The sequence below is a fragment of the Pandoraea vervacti genome (genome assembly GCF_000934605.2).
Lineage (GTDB): Bacteria > Pseudomonadota > Gammaproteobacteria > Burkholderiales > Burkholderiaceae > Pandoraea > Pandoraea vervacti.
The window spans coordinates 3,104,099-3,124,045 of sequence record NZ_CP010897.2 but is presented as its reverse complement, the minus strand read 5'-3'; the positions used below and the strand labels follow the sequence as shown (position 1 = coordinate 3,124,045).

The 19,947-nt window shown below is 64.0% G+C and carries 19 protein-coding genes; 9 read left to right on the top strand and 10 right to left on the bottom strand.

What is annotated here, in order from left to right:
- Positions 1-209 precede the first annotated feature (209 nt).
- The 9 genes from UC34_RS13735 to UC34_RS13695 all read left to right on the top strand — a co-directional run bounded on the left by UC34_RS13735 (position 210) and on the right by UC34_RS13695 (position 9,364).
- Entirely contained in the window at positions 210-1,115 is a 906-nt protein-coding gene (locus UC34_RS13735) for a branched-chain amino acid ABC transporter permease (RefSeq protein ID WP_237165336.1), read from the top strand.
- Positions 1,115-2,392, top strand: a complete 1,278-nt coding sequence (locus UC34_RS13730) for a branched-chain amino acid ABC transporter permease (RefSeq protein ID WP_063389842.1) — start codon at positions 1,115-1,117, stop codon at positions 2,390-2,392. The genes UC34_RS13735 and UC34_RS13730 overlap by 1 nt, the downstream gene beginning before the upstream one ends.
- A complete protein-coding gene (locus UC34_RS13725) occupies positions 2,389-3,198 on the top strand; it encodes an ABC transporter ATP-binding protein (RefSeq protein ID WP_218919545.1) in 810 nt (269 codons plus the stop codon). The genes UC34_RS13730 and UC34_RS13725 overlap by 4 nt, the downstream gene beginning before the upstream one ends.
- Entirely contained in the window at positions 3,191-3,907 is a 717-nt protein-coding gene (locus tag UC34_RS13720) for an ABC transporter ATP-binding protein (RefSeq protein ID WP_044455988.1), read from the top strand. The genes UC34_RS13725 and UC34_RS13720 overlap by 8 nt, the downstream gene beginning before the upstream one ends.
- A 90-nt stretch (positions 3,908-3,997) precedes the next feature.
- The gene (locus UC34_RS13715) at positions 3,998-6,094 is read left to right on the top strand and encodes a 3-hydroxyacyl-CoA dehydrogenase NAD-binding domain-containing protein (protein WP_044455987.1); all 2,097 of its coding nucleotides are present in this window, start codon (positions 3,998-4,000) and stop codon (positions 6,092-6,094) included.
- Between the two features lie 92 nt (positions 6,095-6,186).
- Positions 6,187-6,792, top strand: coding sequence for a bifunctional nicotinamidase/pyrazinamidase (gene pncA, locus UC34_RS13710; protein ID WP_044455986.1), 606 nt, complete (start codon positions 6,187-6,189; stop codon positions 6,790-6,792).
- Positions 6,793-6,949: 157 nt separating this feature from the next.
- The gene (locus UC34_RS13705; RefSeq protein WP_044455985.1) at positions 6,950-7,390 is read left to right on the top strand and encodes a PaaI family thioesterase; all 441 of its coding nucleotides are present in this window, start codon (positions 6,950-6,952) and stop codon (positions 7,388-7,390) included.
- Positions 7,391-7,452: 62 nt separating this feature from the next.
- Complete coding sequence (locus tag UC34_RS13700) at positions 7,453-8,448, top strand: NADP-dependent oxidoreductase (RefSeq protein WP_044455984.1); 996 nt, start codon at positions 7,453-7,455, stop codon at positions 8,446-8,448.
- Positions 8,449-8,584: 136 nt separating this feature from the next.
- A complete protein-coding gene (locus UC34_RS13695; protein WP_044455983.1) occupies positions 8,585-9,364 on the top strand; it encodes a class I SAM-dependent methyltransferase in 780 nt (259 codons plus the stop codon).
- On the opposite strand, the gene UC34_RS13690 is transcribed toward UC34_RS13695, so the two are convergent.
- The 10 genes from UC34_RS13690 to UC34_RS13645 form a co-directional block, all read right to left on the bottom strand.
- Positions 9,344-10,534 (bottom strand): beta-ketoacyl synthase N-terminal-like domain-containing protein, encoded by a 1,191-nt coding sequence (locus tag UC34_RS13690; protein ID WP_237165335.1) that lies wholly within the window; start codon positions 10,532-10,534, stop codon positions 9,344-9,346. The two genes, UC34_RS13695 and UC34_RS13690, sit on opposite strands and share 21 nt — an antisense overlap.
- 56 nt (positions 10,535-10,590) lie before the next feature.
- On the bottom strand, positions 10,591-11,073 hold the full coding sequence (locus UC34_RS13685; protein ID WP_044455982.1) for a hypothetical protein: 483 nt from the start codon (positions 11,071-11,073) through the stop codon (positions 10,591-10,593).
- Between the two features lie 106 nt (positions 11,074-11,179).
- On the bottom strand, positions 11,180-12,409 hold the full coding sequence (locus UC34_RS13680; RefSeq protein WP_044455981.1) for a beta-ketoacyl-ACP synthase: 1,230 nt from the start codon (positions 12,407-12,409) through the stop codon (positions 11,180-11,182).
- Positions 12,409-13,134: a 3-ketoacyl-ACP reductase FabG2 gene (locus UC34_RS13675; protein WP_044455980.1), complete on the bottom strand. Its 726-nt coding sequence runs from the start codon at positions 13,132-13,134 to the stop codon at positions 12,409-12,411. Before UC34_RS13675 ends, UC34_RS13680 begins: the two co-directional genes overlap by 1 nt.
- Entirely contained in the window at positions 13,131-13,610 is a 480-nt protein-coding gene (locus UC34_RS13670; protein ID WP_044455979.1) for a hotdog family protein, read from the bottom strand. The genes UC34_RS13675 and UC34_RS13670 overlap by 4 nt, the downstream gene beginning before the upstream one ends.
- On the bottom strand, positions 13,607-14,812 hold the full coding sequence (locus UC34_RS13665) for a beta-ketoacyl-ACP synthase (RefSeq protein ID WP_044455978.1): 1,206 nt from the start codon (positions 14,810-14,812) through the stop codon (positions 13,607-13,609). The genes UC34_RS13670 and UC34_RS13665 overlap by 4 nt, the downstream gene beginning before the upstream one ends.
- Complete coding sequence (locus UC34_RS13660; protein WP_044455977.1) at positions 14,809-17,235, bottom strand: MMPL family transporter; 2,427 nt, start codon at positions 17,233-17,235, stop codon at positions 14,809-14,811. Before UC34_RS13660 ends, UC34_RS13665 begins: the two co-directional genes overlap by 4 nt.
- A complete protein-coding gene (locus UC34_RS13655) occupies positions 17,232-17,915 on the bottom strand; it encodes an outer membrane lipoprotein carrier protein LolA (RefSeq protein ID WP_044455976.1) in 684 nt (227 codons plus the stop codon). The genes UC34_RS13660 and UC34_RS13655 overlap by 4 nt, the downstream gene beginning before the upstream one ends.
- Positions 17,900-18,346 carry an acyl-CoA thioesterase gene (locus UC34_RS13650; protein WP_044455975.1) on the bottom strand — a complete coding sequence of 149 codons (447 nt, stop codon included), beginning with the start codon at positions 18,344-18,346 and terminating at the stop codon, positions 17,900-17,902. Before UC34_RS13650 ends, UC34_RS13655 begins: the two co-directional genes overlap by 16 nt.
- 1 nt (position 18,347) lies before the next feature.
- Positions 18,348-19,880, bottom strand: a complete 1,533-nt coding sequence (locus tag UC34_RS13645) for an HAL/PAL/TAL family ammonia-lyase (protein ID WP_044455974.1) — start codon at positions 19,878-19,880, stop codon at positions 18,348-18,350.
- Positions 19,881-19,947: the final 67 nt, after the last annotated feature.

Genomic DNA, 19,947 nt, shown 5'->3' with positions numbered 1-19,947 from the left:
CGCGCCGGCCGCTCTATAATGTCAGCCTGAATTTTCTCCGGATGCGGCGCTTGCGCCGCGTCTTTCATTGGCTTGCCGGATCTTCCCGAAGTTTCCTAACGCGTCTTAACGCTTCCTAACGCTTCCCCAAAGGAGATGTAGTGCAACTGCTGAGCGCCACCACCGGCCTCGTTCTCGTGAACGGTGTGAGCTATGGCTTGCTGCTGTTCATGCTGTCAAGCGGACTTACGCTGATCTTCAGCATGCTCGGCGTGCTGAATTTCGCCCACGCCAGCTTTTACATGCTGGGGGCGTATTTCGCTTACGCGCTGGCGTCGATGCTCGGATTCTGGTCGGCTTTGATCCTTGCGCCGTTGATCGTCGGCGTCGCCGGCGCGGTGTTCGAGCGTGCGGTGCTGCGGCGCTTGCGAGCGCGCGGTGCACTGGCTGAATTGCTGGCAACGTTCGGGCTGGCATACGTTGTGGCGGAACTGGTGCAACTCGCCTGGGGACGCGGTCCGGTCGACTACGCCGTACCTGCTGCGCTCGAAGGGGTTCTCGTGCCTGTGGCGGGAATTGCCGTGCCCGCTTACCGCTTGTTCCTGATGGGACTGGCATGCGTAATCGCGCTGCTCGTGTGGATTGCCTTTCGGGCCACACGGGTCGGATTGATCTTGCAGGCGGCGCTGTCGCAGCCGGCGATGACACAGGCGCTCGGTTACGACGTCCCCTTGCTCTACACGGGCGTGTTCGCGTGCGGCGCCGCGCTGGCGGCGCTGGCAGGCGCCGCGGGCGGCAACGTGCTGGTGACCGAGCCCGGCATGGCGGCGACGGTCGGCAGCGTGGTGTTCGTCGTCGTTGTCGTCGGCGGCCTCGGGTCGCTTGGCGGGGCGTTTGCCGCCTCGCTGCTTATCGGCGTGCTGCAAACCTGGGCCGTGACGAGCGATGCCACGTTGGGGCAATGGTGGCCGCCAGCGGCCGGGGAGCTTGCTGGCGTCACGGGCGTGATCCTCCGGGCGATTGCCCCGGTGCTGCATTTGAGCGTTGCGCAACTGGCGCCGGCGGTGCCGTATTTGCTGATGGTCGCGGTGTTGCTGTGGCGTCCGCGTGGACTCTTCGGCGTGAGGGAGGGGTGATGGACCAGGCGGTTACGGGTGTCCCCTTGTCCGAGGCGTCGTCCTGGCGCCGCCGTGTCGCCGTGTGGGCGGCTTTCGCTGCCGTGCTGGTCCTGTTGCCCTGGTGCTTTCCCTCCGACGCTTCGCTCACGCTCATGACGCAGATGGGCACGGCCGCCATTCTCGCGCTCTCCTTTAATTTGCTGCTCGGCTCGACCGGGCTGCTGAGCTTTTGCCATGCGACATACGCGGGTATCGGCGCATTCGCGGGCGTGTGGTGCATGAACCGGATCGGCGCGCACGCCCTGCCGGTGTCGATGGCGCTTGTGCCGATCGCGGGCGCGCTTGCCGGTGGCGCAGCGGGAGCGACACTGGGCTACGTAACCACGCGCCGTTCGGGCATGACATTCGCGATGATCACGCTTGGCGTTGCCGAACTGGTCTGGGTCATGGCCGCGATGCTGCCCGAATGGTTCGGTGGCGAGCGCGGGATTCCGACGGACCGCACGTTGGGCGCACCGTGGCTGGGCGTGACGTTTGCCACGCAGGGCCAGGTCTACGGCCTGGTGGCGGTGTGGCTGTTTGTCTGCACGGCGTTGATGTTCGGCCTCACACGCACGCCGTTGGGTTTTCTCGCCCGCGCCGTGCGCGATAACGCCGTGCGCGTGGCCTTTCTGGGGCAGTCCCCGGCAGCGGTGCGTTATCGCATGCAAATCGTCGCGGCGGCGTTTGCGGGCGTGGCGGGCGCACTGGGCGCGTTGAATTTCGAACTGGTCAGTGCAGACACTTTCAGTCTCGAGCGATCGGGCGGGGTCCTCGTGTTCACCGTGCTCGGGGGCTCGGCTTATTTCGCAGGGCCGATGCTGGGGGCTGTGGTCGGCGTGTTCGCAACGGTCGTACTCGCGACCACGACACGGGCCTGGCAACTCTATCTCGGCCTTGGATTTCTCGGCGTCGTCGTGTTCATGCCGGGCGGTATCGCCGGGTTGCTGGCGATGCATGCGCGCGCGTGGCGCGACGGCGTCGTAGGCGTGCTTTGGCGGCCGTACGCGGTCCTATGCGGAGGGCTCGCGCTTGCCATCGGCGGACTGATCGTCATCGTTGAGACCACCTATGGCGTGCGTCTTGCTGTTGCCGGCGCGTCGATGCCAGGCCGTTGGGGAATCGAGGGCGGCGCGGCCATTTGGGCTAGCTCGGCGCTCGCCGTGGGCGTGGGTGTCGTGATCGTCAAGGTCGCCGCAGGTCGTTTGCGCCGGGCTGTCGGCGGCGCAAACCGCCTGGTGCAGGAGCGGCCATGAGCGGCGTATCGATGCATGCCGATGCCTCCGCGTTTGCCCTGAGCGTGCGCGGCGTATGCAAGTCTTTTGGGCCCACGCGCGTGCTGAGCGGCGTCGACCTCACGTTGGCGCAAGGAGAGCGGCTCGCCATCATCGGCCCGAATGGCGCGGGCAAGAGCACATTGTTTGACGTCATCACCGGGCGAACGCGGCCCGACAGCGGCCGCGTGTTGCTGCGCGGGTGCGACGTCACTGCTCGCGCGCCGCACGTAATCAGCCGACTCGGCCTGTCCCGAAGCTTCCAGACGTCTCAATTGTTCGGTCAGATGAGCGTGATCGATCACCTGCGCTGCGCGGGGTTATGGTCGAGCGGGCACCGCTACACCTTCTGGCGACGTATGCGGGGTATCGAAAGCGTGACGCGTCACAGCGAGGCCTGGCTGGCGCGCGTGGGGCTGGAGGGCCGTCGTGACGTGCCAGCGGGGGCGCTGAGTTATGCCGAGCAACGGGTGCTGGAAATCGGTCTGTGCGCGGCGTCGGCAGGCCATGTCATGTTGCTCGACGAACCCACCGCCGGTATGAGCCAGTCAGAGTCGGCCCGCATGGTGGCATTGATTGCCGAACTCAGCCGGGGACGCGCGTTGCTGATGATCGAGCACGACATGCAAGTCGTTTTCTCACTGGCTGATCGCATCGCCGTGTTGGCGCGTGGCGCGGTGATTGCATGCGACACGCCGGAACGTATTCGCACGCACCCCGACGTGCGCATGGCCTATCTGGGCGAGTATGCCGATCGTCCGAACTTGGGAGACGAGCGCCATGCTTGAGCTCGTCGATGTCAGGGCAGGTTACGGCGGCAGCCGTGTGTTGCACGGGGTAACGATGCAGGTCGCGCCGGGCGAAATCGTGGCGGTGCTAGGCCGCAATGGCGCAGGCCGCTCGACGCTCGCACGCGCGATCATGGGTCAGTTGCCTCGTGAAGGCGAAATCCGATGGCGTGAACGGTCATTGGTCTCGCTGGCGCCTCACCAGATTGCGCGGCTCGGTGTTGGTTACGTACCCGAGACGCGAGACGTTTTCGGACCGCTGACCGTGCTTCAGAATCTTCAGCTCGGCCAACGCACGGGAAAGACGGTGTCACGCGCGAGGGGGGCTGGCCGGGCCATGACGCTGGCACAAGCCTTCGAGCGTTTCGAAGAACTGGCGCCGCGTCGCGACGCGCCGGCCGCTTTGCTATCAGGAGGCGAACAGCAATTGCTTTGCCTGTGCCGGGCGATGATGGCGGGCCCGGACCTTCTGATCGTCGACGAGCCGACCGAGGGGCTTGCGCCGCGAGTGGTGGCGCGTATCGGTCGGATCCTCACGGATCTGCGCGCGGCCGGTGTGGCGATCCTGCTGATCGAACAGAAGCTGTCGCTGGCGCTGAGCTGCGCCCAGCGCGTGGTGGTCATGGGGCGAGGCGCGCTGGTGTTCGAGGGCTCGCCGCAGACGCTGGCGGCTTCGCCGGAGATCCGTCGCGAATGGCTCGAGGTGTAGCGCTGCGCTAGAATCGAACGATCGTCTTGCCGCAGCTTGCGGGCTCGCGGCGCTCCCCCAACGACGCCAACAATAAGGAAAGAGACAAGGATGAGCACGGCTTATGAGGTTTGTGACGGCGTGGCCGTCATCACGCTGGAAAATCCCCCGGTCAACGGTCTGGGACATGCGACGCGCGCCGGGATTGCGCAAGGCCTGACCCAAGCCCAGGCGGACGCTCAGGTGCGTGCCATCGTGCTGATCGGGGCAGGCAAAGCGTTCTCCGGCGGCGCCGACATCCGCGAATTCAACACGCCGAAGGCAACGCAAAGCCCATTGCTGGTCGATGTCATCAATGCGTTGGACGCGTGCACCAAACCTGTCGTTGCTGCGGTGCACGCGGTGGCCATGGGGGGCGGTCTGGAACTCGCGCTCGCTTGCCACTATCGCGTTGCGCTGCCTGGTGCGCAAATTGCCTTGCCCGAGGTCAAGCTGGGTTTGTTGCCGGGCGCAGGCGGCACGCAACGTCTGCCGCGAGCCGTCGGCATTGCGCGGGCGCTCGATATGGTCGTGACCGGGCGCGTCGTCAAATCCGAAGCGCTCGTCGGCTCGCTTTTCTCGACCCTGTTCGAGGGAGATCAGGCTGACCTGCTGGCCGGCGCCATCGGCTTTGCGACCGACGTGGCGAACCGGGGCGGGGCGTTGCCGCGCCTGCGCGACATTGCCATCGACGATGCCGACGGTTCGGCCGGCGCCGCGATAGCGCAAGCACGGGAAAAGGTGCAACGCGAACAGCCGCACTTCCCCGCACCGCACAAGTGTGTGGCGGCGGTTGAGGCTGCGCTGCAACGCCCCTTTGACGACGGGGTGAAATTCGAGCGCGAGTGCTTCGTGGCGTTGGTCAGCTCGCCCGAGTCGAAGGCGCTGCGCCATGCGTTTCTCGGCGAGCGTGCGGCCGCCAAGATCGCGGACGTACCGGACGATGTCCCGTTGCGCAATATCGAGCGCGTGGCCGTCATTGGCGCAGGCACCATGGGGGGCGGCATCGCAATGACGTTCGCGAGCGCCGGTATTCCCGTCACGATCGTCGACACGACAGAGGCGGCGCTGGCGCGCGGCATCGAGGCCGTGCGCAGCAACTACGGCCGCGCGGTAACGCGAGGCAAGCTGTCGGCCGAGGAGGCGCAAAAGCGACTGGCCCGGATTCAGGGCAGTACCGATTTTCAGGCGGTGGCCGACGCCGATTTGATCGTCGAAGCGGTTTTCGAGGACATGGCCGTCAAACAGGTTGTCTTCAAGGAACTCGACAAGGTCGCCAAGGCGGGCGCGATTCTGGCGTCGAATACATCGACGCTCAATCTCGATACGCTGGCCGAGACCACGTCGCGCGCCGCGGACGTCATAGGCATGCATTTCTTCAGTCCCGCGAATGTCATGCGCCTGCTGGAAGTCGTGCGCGGCGCCCACACGGGCAAGGACGTGCTGGCAACGGTAATGAAACTGGCCAAGCGCATTGGCAAGCTGGCCGTGGTCGCCCGTGTGTGCGACGGATTTATCGGCAATCGCATGCTCGAACCGTATTTCAAGCAATCCCAATGGATGATCGAGCAGGGTGCGACGCCCGCGCAAGTCGATGCTGCGATCGAACGTTTCGGTTTTGCCATGGGCCCGTTTCGCACGAGCGATCTGTCGGGCAACGATGTCAGTTGGGCCATTCGCAAGCGCCGTCACGCCGAACATCCGGACGTCGCGTACCCGAAGATTGCCGACGTGCTTTGCGAGGCCGGCCGTTACGGACAGAAGACGCACGCTGGCTGGTATGACTATGCCGAAGGGGACCGTACGCCGCGCGAATCCGCCAAGGTGGCGCAAATGCTCGACGACTACCGCAAGGCCCATGGCATTACGCCACGGACCTTCGCGCAGGACGAGATCGTCGATCGCCTCGTTTATGCCTTGGTCAACGAAGGGGCAAAGGTGCTGGCGGATGGCACGGCCGCACGGGCGTCCGATATCGATATGGTGTACCTGAACGGTTACGGCTTTCCGCTGTGGCGTGGCGGGCCAATGCTTTACGCCGACACCGTAGGACTCGACAAGGTGCTCGCGCGTGTGCGGGAATTCGAAGCGGGCGAACACGGCGAGGATTGGGCGCCAGCGGCGCGCCTCGTGGAACTGGCCGAGACCGGCAAGCGTTTCAACGGCTAAGCGCGTCAGGCAGCGGATGGGCGTCGGCATGCAAGGTCGGACCGGCGCCGATCTTCTTGCTTCCGGGTGTTCGTCAATGAAGAGGCAATGACATGAAACCGATGAGCGAAGTGTTGCTCGTGATCGATGTACAGAACGACTTCATGCCGGGCGGTGCGCTCGCCGTGCCCCATGGCGACGAAGTGGTGGGCCCGATCAACGCGCTGGCGAGCGGTTTTGCCCATGTGGTCGTAACCCAGGACTGGCATCCGGCCGGGCATGTGTCGTTTGCGGAGAATCACTCCGGACGTCGGCCTTTTGAGACCATCACGTTGCCGTACGGCGAGCAGGTGCTGTGGCCGGCGCATTGCGTGCAGGACACGCACGGTGCCGCGCTGCATACGGACCTTCACATTCCGCATGCGCAGGCGGTAATCCGCAAGGGGTATCAAATGGGCGTCGACAGCTACTCGGCGTTTCTCGAGGCCGACCGGAAGACGCCAACCGGGCTCGCCGGGTATCTTCGAGACAAGGGCGTGAAACGGGTGCATTGTGTTGGACTGGCGACGGATTTCTGTGTCGCCTGGAGCGCTCTCGACGCCAAAGCCGCCGGATTCGACGTGTGCGTGATCGAACATGCCTGCCGCGCCATCGACCTCGACGGGTCGCTCGTGAGCGCGTGGACGTCGCTCGAAGCGGCAGGTGTTTCGCGGGTGTAACCGATGCTGGAGTGCGATCGATTCGCCACAATGTCGCCGCAGTGCAGTCGCGCCGGTGTGCCGCATGCGGTGGCGCATGATTGATGAATGAACAGTCAGTTGAAGAAATGATGATGGACAAGTTTTGTCTGAATGGCCAAGCCGGCCGGAGCCTGCGATGAACGCACTGTCTATCCGGTCGGGGTTTATCGATCACATGGGCATCGAGTTGCTGCGCGCCGAAAACGGTGAGTCGGAAGTGCGGCTCGCCTTATCGTCGCAGCATCTCAATAGCTGGGAAGTGATGCACGGCGGTGTCACCATGGCGCTGCTCGACGTGGCGCTGAGCACCGCGAGCCGGAGCGTGGCGCCTCACGGCACTGGGGTGGTGACGATTGAAATGAAGACGAGCTTCATGCAGCCCGGCTCGGGAGAGATGCGTGCGTTCGGGCGTTTGTTGCACCGCTCCACGACCATGGCCTATTGCGAGGGCGAGGTGCGCGACGCCAAAGGCAAGCTCGTCGCCAAGGCCATGGGTACCTTCAAGTATCTGCGGCGCCTCGCCGTCGGGCGCGAAGTCCATGAACAACGCCACCATGGCGAACCGAGCGGGGACTGAGGTCCGGGCCGCTGACTTATGTCGCCGATGCGACTCATGCAACCTATGCGGAGGAAAGTCTCATGACGATCAATCGCCAGATACTGCTGGTCTCCCGTCCCAACGGAGAACCGACGCTCGACAACTTTCACCTGGCCGCGCCGGAATTGCCGGAACTCGGTGACGGACAGGTGCTGGTGCGCAACTTCTATCTTTCCCTCGACCCTTACATGCGCGGCCGGATGAGCGACACGAAGTCGTATGCGCCACCGCAGCCGCTCGATACGGTCATGATCGGCGCCACGGTGGGCGAGGTGATCGAATCGCGTCATCCGGACTGGCAGCCGGGGGACGCGGTGACGGCCATGTTCGGCTGGCAGGAGTATGGCATTTCCGACGGAAGTAACCTGCGCAAGCTTCATGACACCCGCGTGCCGATGAGCGTATACCTCGGCGCGGCCGGTATGCCCGGTGTCACGGGTTGGTACGGCCTGAATCGGATCATTGCGCCCAAAGCGGGGGAAACGGTTGCGGTCAGCGCGGCGTCGGGCGCGGTCGGGAGCGTGGTGGGGCAACTCGCCAAGCGTGCGGGGTGCCGCGTCGTCGGCATCGCCGGCGGCGAGCAGAAATGTACTTATGTGCGCGAGACGCTCGGATTCGATGCGTGCATCGACTACAAGGCGGGCAACGTCTTCGAGGCGTTACGCGACGCCGCGCCGGACGGCATCGACGGATATTTCGAAAACGTGGGGGGCGAGATCTTCGACGCCGTATTGCGCAATATGAACGCGCATTCACGAATTGCGCTGTGCGGCATGATCGCAGGCTACAACGGTGAACCGATTCCGCTGAAGTACCCGTCGCTGCTGCTGACCCAGCGAGTCAAGCTCGAAGGTTTCATCGTGACCGAGCATCTTGACGTCTGGCCCCAAGCGCTAAAGGAACTGACCGACGCCATTGCGGCAGGCGAGTTGCGGTATCGCGAGTCGATGACACAAGGTATCGAAAGCGCACCGGCCGCGTTCCTCGGACTGCTCAAGGGCGAGAACTTCGGTAAGCAGATTGTGCGGTTGGTGTGACGCTCAGATCCGGACACCTTAGCGAGTACCCCTGAATTTCAGGAGTATTGTGTTTTATTTGCTTTGCATGGATTGGCACAGTTGGCACAATAACGGGATATCGACCAGATAAGCCGCCTGAGCGGTACCCGTTATTGTGACCACTGCTGCCAAGCCGTCAGCCGATTTCCGTGCAAAGGCATTCGTTCCCGAAACCCGGTTCGGGAACTGGTTTCTGAAAACGTACACGTGGCGGCATCACGTGCTGCGCGTCGCTATCGAAGATCTGCTGCGGCTCTCGCACGGGGCGGTCCCGGAAGCCCCCGTGGTGCTCGATGCCGGATGCGGGCACGGACAGTCGCTCCCGCTGCTTGCACGATATTTTTCCCCTTCGCGCTTAATTGGCTTCGATTGCTTCGCCCCGGCGCTGGCCGATGCGCAAGGGCATGCGCGTGCCACAGGGACGTCGGTCGAATTGATGCCGGGAGACTGCTCCGATATTCCAATGCCGGACGCCAGTTGCGACATCGTCTTCTGTCACCAGACGTTCCACCATCTCGTCTACCAGGAAGCTGCCCTTGCCGAGTTTTACCGCGTGCTGAGACCCGGTGGCCTCTTGTGCTTTGCCGAGTCCACGGAGGCTTATATCCGATCATGGGTGATTCGGCTGCTGTTTCGCCACCCCATGCATGTGCAGCGTAGTGCGGAAGGTTATCTTGCAATGATTCGTGAGGCGGGCTTCACTTTCGATGCCGAGAATGTGTCCTACCCATACCTGTGGTGGAGCCGCGCCAGGGACTTCGGGCTGTTCGAACGCATGGGACTTCGGCGCCGTCCGGCGTTCGGTGAACGCGAAGAGACTTTGGTAAACGTTGTCGCCCGAAAGCCGCTGGCCTGGTGCGCCGGGGTTGGCGAATCACATACGCGTCAACGTTAATGCCGCGTAGGTGCCGCCAAAGCCGAAGGTATTGACGAGCACGCTATCTACCCTGTACTCGCGTGTGTCGGTAAGAACCGGGAACGCCGACGCGCGCGCGTCCATCTGCTCGACGTTGGCGGCACCGGGTACAACGTTTTCCTGCATGGCCCAGATGGCGCATGCGATTTGCATCGCACCTGCGGCGGCCACCGTATGTCCTGTCAGCGCCTTGATCGAAGTGATGCCGGGAAGCTCGGAAGGGCCGCCCAGTGCATGCGCGAGTGCCTCCAGTTCCGCGATGTCGCCATCGACCGAACCGTTTGCATGTGCGCTGATAAATGTTGGCGGGGCGGGAAGGTCGGCGCAAGCGTCCCGAACGACGCCGCACATCGTGGCGAGGTCCACTGCGAAGGCACGAGAGGCACACATTGCCGCGCCCATGCCGGTAATTTCGGCGAGCGGCCGCGCCCCCCGCGCAGTCGCATGTGCAAGGGTTTCGAGTACCAGAATGCCGGCGCCGCCCCCCAGGACAAACCCGTCGCGGGCTGCATCGAAGGGGCGTGAGGCGCCCGCAGGGCGGCCGTTGTGCGCACGAGACAATACACCCATTGCATCGAAGCACAGAGCGGCTCCCCACGGAGCCTCCTCGCTGCCACCGGCGAGCATGACGTCTTGCCGCCCGAGCCGGAGCAGGTCGACGGCATGTCCGACACAGTGGATTGACGTCGAACACGCGGACGAAATTGCATAACCGACGCCGCGCAGGTCGAACAGTGCGGCGATCGCTGCCTGAGCAGTGCTCGACATGGCTCGCGGCACCACGTAGGGCAGCACACGCGAAGCGCCGCTTTCACGCGCGGTGTCGAGCGCCTGCTCAAAATCTTTCATCGCGCCGGTCCCGGAGCCAACCACGACCCCGCAGCGGCCATTGGCCAGTATCTCGGCATCGAGTTCGGCCTGCGCGATCGCCTGGATTGCGGCATGACACGCATAGCTCGCCGTATCGCCCATGAAGCGTCGAAGCTTGCGCGGTATGGCCGCGTCGTCCAGCGTCCCGGCATGCGGTCGCCCCGTGACGGTCGAGCGCAACCCATGTGCAACGTAATCAGGCGCTTCGTGCACCCCGCTTTTTTGGCGGAGCAACGCATCGACAATGGCGCCGCGCGAGTGACCTGCGGCGGACACCATCCCGATCCCGGTGACGACAACCCGGTGCAAACCGTCGGCGCGATGAAAGGGCGTCATTAGAGGCGACGGATTTCCGAATTGATATCGTGGATGAGTGTCTCGACCCACCGGTTGTAGTTCGGGTGGATCATCGGGGTGTTGGGAGGCAGTGCCGAATTGAGATCGTCGCGGCGCGTCGGCGCGGCGTTCGTGCCGGAGAGCTGATATTCAAGATTCGTACTGTCGCGGTACGTCACCGAGTACGCGGTTTCGGTGTATTTGATCATGACCGACGCATAGTGCTTGTTGCGCACGTTGATGGATGCAACCATCTCGCCGGGCTTGACCAGGCTGACGGTCCAGTCATGGACCGCGGCGCCTCGTGCGATGGCGCCTCGCACGTCGTCCAATGAGGGCGTTTTTCCGCTACCCGAGATGATCGCGATATTGTCGTGTGGCACGATCGGCACTGCCGGACGTGCGGCCTGGGCGGTCGTTCCGATCAGGGCCGTGGCGGTCGCGCACAGCGAGGCGATGAGCAAGCGTCGACGAGTCTTCATGTTTTCTCCGTTTTTTTGATGTGGCACCGCACGTCCCCGCTGTGCCGAGTTGGCGGCGCAGGGAGCACGCGGTGTTCGGGGTGCAACGTGGTGCGACAACGTTGTTTCAATCAACAAACTGCTCAAAAATCAAAGACGTATTGATGCCACCAAAGGCGAAGTTATTGCTCATGATGCGTCGGGCCTCAAGCGCCCGGCCTTGTGCGCCGGCGATATGATCGAGCGCCGCGCATGCCGGGTCCGGCGATTCCAGGTTGAGCGTGCCGGCGAACCAGTTCCGACGCATCATCTCGATGGCCCACCATGCTTCGATCGCGCCACAGGCGCCGAGCGTGTGGCCAAGATAGCTTTTCATCGCGCTGATCGGTACGTTCGAACCGAAGAGGCCGAACGTGGCTTCACTTTCGGCGACATCGCCGCGATCGGTCGCGGTGCCATGGGCGCTGATGTAGCTGATGTCGTCGGGACGAAGGTTGGCGTCGGCGAGCGCCAGTTCCATGGCGCGCGCCATCGTCGCCGAGGTTGGCTGGGTGACGTGATTGCCATCCGATGTGCAGCCGAAACCCACGATCTCCGCGAGAATCGTGGCGCCGCGCGCTTTTGCGTGTTCGAGCGATTCCATGACAAGCGTTGCGGCGCCTTCTCCAACGACAAGACCGTCGCGCGCCACGTCGAACGGACGAGGCGTGAGCTTGGGCTCGTCGTTGCGCGTGCTTGTCGCGTAAAGCGTGTCGAAAACGGCGCTGCCGGGGCCGGACAACTCTTCGGCGCCGCCGGCGAGCATGGCCTTCACGCGGCCAAAACGAATGGCCTCATAGGCGTAACCGATCGCCTGGCTGCCTGAGGTGCAGGCGCTTGACGTGGGGATAATGCGGCCTTGAAGGCCGAAGTGCACGCCGATATTCACAGCCGTCGTGTGCGGCATCATCTGGATATAGCTGGTCGACGTCACCCCAGCCATCGAACCGGTGTCGACCATGACGCCGAATGCGTGAATTGGCGCGATGCTCCCCGATGACGAGCCGTAGGCCACGCCAATATCTTCGGGAGCGCACGTGTGGATGTCGAGTCCGGCGCTCGCCAGCGCATGCTCCGTTGCCCGTAGCGACAACTGTGCCACTCGCCCCATGGAGCGCAACTGTTTGCGCGGCCAGTGGGGCGGCGGGGCGAAATCTTCCACCGGACACGCAAGACGGCCGTTGAGCATCTCGAAATAGTCCCACTCGGGCATTCGGCGAACGGCATTCTGTCCAGCGCGTAATGCAGTCTCGATGTCCTCCCAGCGGCTACCGAGCGCGGTGATGCCGCCGAAGCCAGTCACTACGACACGGTTCATCAGATGATCCCTCCATTTACGCCAATCACCTGACGGGTAACGTAACTTGCTCCGTCAGACATCAGGAACGACACGACGTGCGCGACTTCATCCGGCGTGCCGATGCGGTTCATCGGAACCATGCGCAATGCTTCGTCCATCGCGACACCTTCGAGCATGCCGGTATCGACCAGTCCCGGGGCAACACAATTGACCGTGATTCGACGCGATGCCAACTCAACCGAAAGCGCCTTTGTTGCGCCGATCAGGCCCGCCTTGGCGGCGCTGTAATTCACTTGACCGCGATTGCCCATGACCCCGGAGACCGACGCCACCGTGACGATTCGGCCGCCGGCCCGCAAACGAACCATGGGCATGGTGAGCGGATGCACAACGTTGAAGAAACCGTCGAGGCTCGTATCGACCACGCTGTCCCAGTCGTCGTCGGACAGGGCGGGAAATGCATTGTCGCGGGTGATGCCCGCGCCGCACACGATCCCGTAATACGCGCCATGCGCAGCCACGTCGGCCTCGAGCGCGCTGCGGCAGCCTTGCCGGTCGCGCACGTCGAACTGCAGGAGATGGGCGGCGCCACCTGCTGCGCGAATGTCCGCCATGGTGGCTTCGCCGGGGGTGACCTGCTCGCGACAATGAACGGTGACGGCGAAGCCATCTTGGGCGAGGCGCAAGGCAATCGCACGCCCGATGCCCCGGCTGCTGCCGGTGACGAGAACACGGCGAGTCATGTAAGTTGCTCCAACAAAAATGCCGAAAAATCGTTTGGCTGATGAACCTTGATGGTGGCCGAGGCGATCGACTGGCCTTCGCTCTCGATGCGGCAGTCGTAGGCGCCGTTACCCGCGTCGTCGCGCAAGACGCATTCGGCGTGAACGAGCACCGGTCGGCCGCCGCGCAGGGAAGGAGCGCTTGCCTCCAGGCGGCGCGTGCCGAGCAGTACGCCCGGGGCGGGAGGCAGGCCGCTCATCCGTCGCGTGAGCGCCTCATGTGCTGCGATCGCCTGCGCCATCAACTCGATGACGATATGGACCGGCATGTCGCCTCGTGCGTCTGCGTACCAGGCATGGGCGTCGGGCGTGGCACGAACACAGATGGACGTTGCGTTATGCGAGGTCACTTCATCGACCAGCAGCATTGGCGGACGATGCGGAAGGAGCTCGTCAATGGGTGGCCAGCTTTCGGAAACGATGGTGTTTGCGGTCATTGCGCCCCCGCACGTGAAAGGATGACGCTGACGTTATTGCCACCGAATGCGTAGGCGTTGGTCATGACATGACGGGGGGCGCGTTCCAGCGAAGTTCCCACGGCCGCCAGGCGCAGCGGGCTGAGCGACGGATCCGTTTGCCCGTCGGAGACATGCGGCGGCAGGCGTCCGCGGTCCTCCAGTGCCAGCCAGCACAATCCAATACCGGTTGCGCCGGCCGCGCCGAGCAGATGGCCCGTCATGGCCTTGGTGCCGCTAGCCCACGGGGCGGGCCCGAGGCAGGCGTGTGTTGCGAGGCTCTCCATGGCATCGTTTTTCGGTGTGCCGGTCGCGTGCAGATGCACGTACTCGATATCGGCGGGAGACAGACCCGCGTCGTCGAGGGCTGCGCGCATGGCTGCGATTGCGCCGCTGCCGTCCGGCGAGGGGGACGAAATGTGATGCGCATCGCTCGAGTCTCCGATGCCGGACAGAACGATGTCGCTTGGCTCGTGCGACACCAGGCAGAGCATCGCTCCCTCGCCAATATTGATGCCGTCGCGGTTGGGGCTCATGGGGCGCGTCAGGCTGCGGGAAAGCGATTCAAGCGCGCCGAAACCACCCAGCGTGAGGTCGCACAACGTGTCGGCGCCACCGGTGACGACGGCGTCGCAAGTGCCGCTGTCGATCAGTCGTCGTGCGGCGCCGAAGGCCTTTGCGCTCGAGGTGCAGGCCGTTGAAATGGTGTAGGCGGGACCCTGGACACCCAGCAGTTCGGCAACGAATTTCGACGGCGAGCCGAGGGCTTGTTGCAGGTAATGGTACCCGGCAGGCAGCGCGCCGTCGGACGCGTGCATGCGCAGCGCCGTGCCGCCCTCGGCGATGCCGGACGTGCTGGTGCCGATCACGACGCCGATGCGTCGCGCGCCGTACCGGGAAACGTGACGAGCGAGAATCGGTCGCAGGCGCTCGGCGGCAGCGACGAGAAGTCGGTTGTTGCGACAATCGTATCGTCCCATGGCGCGGGGCAGCGACGGAAGCTCATGATCGGCCAGACGCACGGCGCCCACCATCGGTGCAGGCGACGTCGGCACCGGATGCCAATGCTCGTGAACGCGCATGCCGGACGTGTCGCCGGCAAAAAGCCGCTCAGCGATGTCGGGCAAATCGTGACCCAACGCATTGATCATGCCGAGTCCGTGAAGGTGGACGGGGGACGTCATTGGCGAAGCTCCGGAAAACGCAGGCTGTACGGCGCGAGCAGCAATGACAGCGCAATACCGATGGTGAGCGTCAGGCCGAAAGCCTGCAGGCTCGGCATGCCGCTAAAGGCGAGTAACCCGAAGGAAAGCAGGGTCGTGGCGGCGGACATGAGCGTGCCAGCCACGGCGATGGCGGCCTGGCGTTCGTCTTCACCCGCGCGAAGCTCACCTTCGCGCAGGAAAATGGCGTAGTTCACGCCAACGCCGAGGACGAGCATCAACCCCATTTGTACGAACAAGGTGATCGGCAATTCCAGATAGCCGAACGTCGCAATCACCGCTGCACATGCGAGCATCGTGGGCAAGAGGGTGGCGATGGCGCCTCGCCAGCCGTAACGACGGGCAAGCAGCATCGCGACGATCACCAGTGCCGCGGCGAACCATTGAATGGCTGCCACACGGTAACGTGCGAAGAGTGCGGAAATTGACGTGGCCTTGTCGACGTAGGTGACGCCCGGCAGGCCATCGGCCAGACGTGCAGCTTGCGCACTGTCGCGAAGTCCGGACGGGCGTGTCAGGCTCGCAAACTGGTCGGACCCGGGCGCGCCCGTGTCGGCGTCGCGCTGCGCGGCGATGCTTCCCATCCAGAGCGGGCGGAACGGTTCCGATCCGGGCCATGCAAGCCACTGGTCGACGCGCAGCGGCGGCGTCTCGCCTTCGTTGTGGTATGCCTGCGCATATTGCCGGGCGAAATCGGGGCGGAAGCCGGCATGGATCATTTCGCTTGCCAGCGCTTCGGGCGCATCGAAATATGTCGCACCCAAGAGCGCCCGATCATCGAGCTGTCGCTGCATGGACGGGACGAACTGCGATACTCCCGTCCAGCCCGATATCGGGGCATCTTCGCGTGCCGTGGCTTCGTCAAGACGCGCCCCAAGCTGCTCTTCGCGTCGCAGCAACGCTTCCTCGCTGTCAGCCTGAACCAGCCAAAACTGCGTCGCGCCGTCGATGCCGGTGATGCGCGAAATGACCTGTTCCTGAGCGACGAGTGACGGATCGCGTGAAATGAGATGGCGCACGTCGTCGTCCGTATGCAAACGCGCCCAGCCGGGCAGGCACGCCAGGATGATCGCAATGCCCACGACAACGCCTCTGCGACCCGCGAGCGTCCCGCGCCAGATAAGCAGCCAGCGTTGCGCAAGCCCGATGACCGCGCCACGTAGTTGCGGGACCTTTGGCCCCAGAAAGGCTGGCAAGGCCCAAACGACGAAGACATAGGACGAGAGCAGACCAGCCAGCGCAAACACCGCGATCTGGCGTAAGGCGGGAAACGGCACGACACCCAGAATGGCGTAGCCGAGCACGCTCGTTCCGAGGGCGATGCGAAGCGCGGGCCGGATAACGGGCAACGCGCGCTGCGCTTGATCACGCGCCAGACCACCAACACCCACGAAGTACTGGATTGCATAGTCGACGGTCTCGCCGATCAGTGCCGCGCCGAAAACGAGCGTTAGCAGGTGTAATTCCCCGAAGAACACCAGCGTCGTGAGCGCCGCGCACAGCGTGCCGAAGGCTATCGTGGCAAGCCCCATGACGAGGAGTCGTCCGGAACGAAATGCCCACAGCATCAGGGCGGCAATGCCCAGCGTCGCGACGATGCCGATACGGTGCAGCTCCATCTCCGCCTGGGATCTGGCGTCAGCGGCATGAAACACGGCACCGCTGCGCAGGATCTCTACCCCGGACGACGCGTCCCCGATTTGTGATGTCGCCTGATCGAACACGCGCCGCACGCGCTGCTGGACCGAAGTGTCGAACGCCGAACCTTGCGTTTGCATCAGCACGAGGACCCACGTTTTTCCCCTATCTCGCGCAGTGAGCCAGCCTTGGTCCGGCAGGAGACGGAGTTGTCCAAAGGGCAGGTGTGTCAGCCAGTGGTCCAGCCACCCGAACGGGTCGTCAGCGGGATTGGTAAGACTGAACGGTGAGCTGGCGAGCGTCGCAGGCATTCGCGACTGACTGCCCGACGCGGCGCGTCGCAGCTGTGACTGCAGTTCGGCGCGGTCTCCCGGCGTGAGTAACGCAAACCGGTGAGGTAGATAGAAATTCGACAGGAACGCAAGATCGACAGGCGGCACCTTCGCGCGCACCTTCGCGAAGGCGTTGCTGGCGCGGGCCAACGTTTCGAATCGGGCGGCGGCCGTGTATGCGGTACTTGCGTCATTGGCGCCGATCAGCACGACTACACGATCGCTGACGCTGCTGGCCAAATGCTCCACGGCCTGTTCGGCAACCGGATTGCGCTCCGTCTCGGGCAGTAGCGAGAGTACGTTGGTCTGCAACGGAAGGTGACGCACCGCGAGCAGCCACGCGATCAGCGATATCAGGCTGATGACGAGAGCGCAGACGAACACGCGGCGAAACGTTCGGGCGAATGGCGTCATTCCGCGGCTCTGAACAGGCGTCGTTCACGGGCGTTCAGCGGTTCGGACGTTTTCACCTTATCGAACTGCCACCTGATCGATTCTCCCCGCTGGGTCTCGAGTACGACCGTGCGCACCACGTTATCGCCAGTGAGTGTGAGACGTCGCATTGCCTGCGCGATTTGTGGCTGCGACGGCGTGAGAACGGCCTGCCAGCGACTCGTCGTGCCGGTCGCCGATATGGCGAATTGCGACGCGAGTCCGCTGACGTCGCCATGCGTGAACGCACTCGCCCATTCGTTGATCTGGTGCGTAAGGGCGGACGGCTGAGCTTCGCGCGACAGCACGTTGCCGTCGGCATCGAACCGCGCGGTGCGCTGGCGCCCGTAGACGTAGCCTTGCCATTGCGGTGCGCTGACCTGCCAGATCACGCCAAGCTCGCTCGCGAAGACCAGTGTGCCCCGTGTAATGACGGGCGTCGCCAGAAGGGGGGACGTTCGGGTCTGAATAAACTCGGCCTTGACCACGGCGTTTGCCCCGACCTGCGACAGCACGCGCTCGAGCAGCGCAAGGTCGGCAGCGGAAGACGTCGGAGCCGATGCGATTTGCGCGTGCAACCCATGCGTTGCACCCAGCGCGACGGCTGCCACAACAGCCGACAACAGCCATCCGTGGATGCGTGACCTCAGCCGTTGGCCCATGCGGCCTCCAGTTTCTCGCGCACTACGGCCGGGCTTGCGAACTGCATTTCACCATTGCGGGCGTCGACCGCGACCTGAGTCGTGTAGCCTCGCGTCAATCGTGTCTGGGAAGCGATATCGTGAATCTCGTACGCGATACGCAGCCGATTTTCGTACTCGGTGAGCGACGCGGTAACGCGCACGCGCTGGCCGTAACGTGCCGGGCGAACGTACTTGAGATGACACTCGACGATGGGCCACAGATAGCCCGAGGCCTGCATCTGCGGATAGTCGTAATCGAACCGGCGCAACAGCACGCAGCGCGCGATTTCGAAGTACTTGACGTAATGGCCATGCCATGCGACCTCCATGACATCGACGTCATGGAAGGGAATTTCGACCTCGGCCTCGGCCACCAGCCAGGGTGCCTTGTCGGGAAATCGTCCGTTCATTTCACACTTCATCGGGCAAATCCGCTCCGTCGGCGAGCCATGCGCGAACCGCACGCAACTCGTGCTCAAGGGCCCGGTCTTCTTCGACAAACGGGGAGCGCTCGGCCACCGCATCGAGCCACTCGCGCACGGCGTCGGATAAGGGGGCGCAGCCAGGCGAAAGACGCGCCCGCAACCGCACGGCCTGTGCGGCGGCGAGCGTGTGCGCGGCCGCCACCTGCTCGGTGAGCATGAGCACGCGAAGACAATCCCGCGCGGCGATCGTGCCCATGCTGACCTTGTCCTGATTGTGCGATTCGGTCGAGCGGGAAAAAACACTCGCGGGCATCGTGTGCTTCAGCGCCTCGGCGGCCCAGGCCGATGCGCCGATCTGCACGGCTTTGAAGCCGTGATTGATGGGCGCACGCGGCCCGGTCGCACCGCTGAGATTGCGCGGCAGGCCGTTGTTGAACTTATCGTCGACGAGTAGCGCCAACTGCCGGTCCATCAGGTCGGCGATGTTGGCCACGGCAGCCTTCAGGCTGTCCATCGCGAAGGCGATGTGGCCGCCGTAAAAGTTGCCACCGTGATGGACCTCTGCCGTATCCGGATCGATGAGCGGGTTATCGTTTGCGCTGTTGATTTCATTTTCGACGTCGCGCCGGATCCAGCTCAGCGCGTCGACCAGCACCCCAACGACATGCGGTGCGCAACGAAGCGAGTAGCGGTCCTGAAGGCGAGCCTCCGTCGGCTCGGTACGTCCCGTCAGATCTTCACGGATCCAGCGTGCGGCGTCGGACTGGCCTTGATGCGGTTTGGCTTCGAAAAGCGTTGGATGAAAGTGCGCTGCACGGCCATCCAGCGCGATAGTCGTCAAGGCGGTCAGTCGAGATGCCAGACGCGCCAGCGACCGGCTTCTCGCAAAGGCCAGGCTTGCCAGCGCAGTCATCACCGCCGTGCCGTTCATCAGCGCGAGCCCCTCTTTGGGGGCGAGCACGATTGGCGAACCGGCAGTGGCAGCCAACGCTTCGGTGGCTGAGCAGATGCGGCCGCCGTACTTAACATCGCGTTCGCCGATCAGCGTGGCGGCCACATACGACAACGGCGTGAGATCCCCGCTGGCGCCTACGGACCCCTCCGATGGAATGCGCGGCAGGATGTCGTGCTCGAGCAGGTGAACCAGCGAAGCGAGCAGCGCCGGTCGCACCGCCGAGTACCCCTGGACCAGAGAAGCGAGCCGGCAAGCCAGGACCGCCCGCACGGCTTCGTCGTCGAGCCAATCGCCCATGCCGCAGCCATGATAGCGAGTCAACTGCGCCGGTAGCGCCTCGACGAGCGCCATAGGAACGTCGACGACGCAAGCGTCGCCGTACCCGGTTGTGACGCCATACACCGGATATCCGGCGCGAAGATGCGCTTGCAAAGCCTCGACGCCGCGGCGTATGCGGGCTTGCCACGCGGGGTCGGTCGACAGGCGCGCTACGCGGGTGCGTCGCGAGATCTCGACAATGTCCTCGATGCGCAGCCGTGCGTTGCCGAAGACGACGGCGGCCATGGCGGTGCGTTGACCACCGTCGTCGACCCGCCCGATGTCAAGGGCAGGGGTTGCCGGGATACCGATG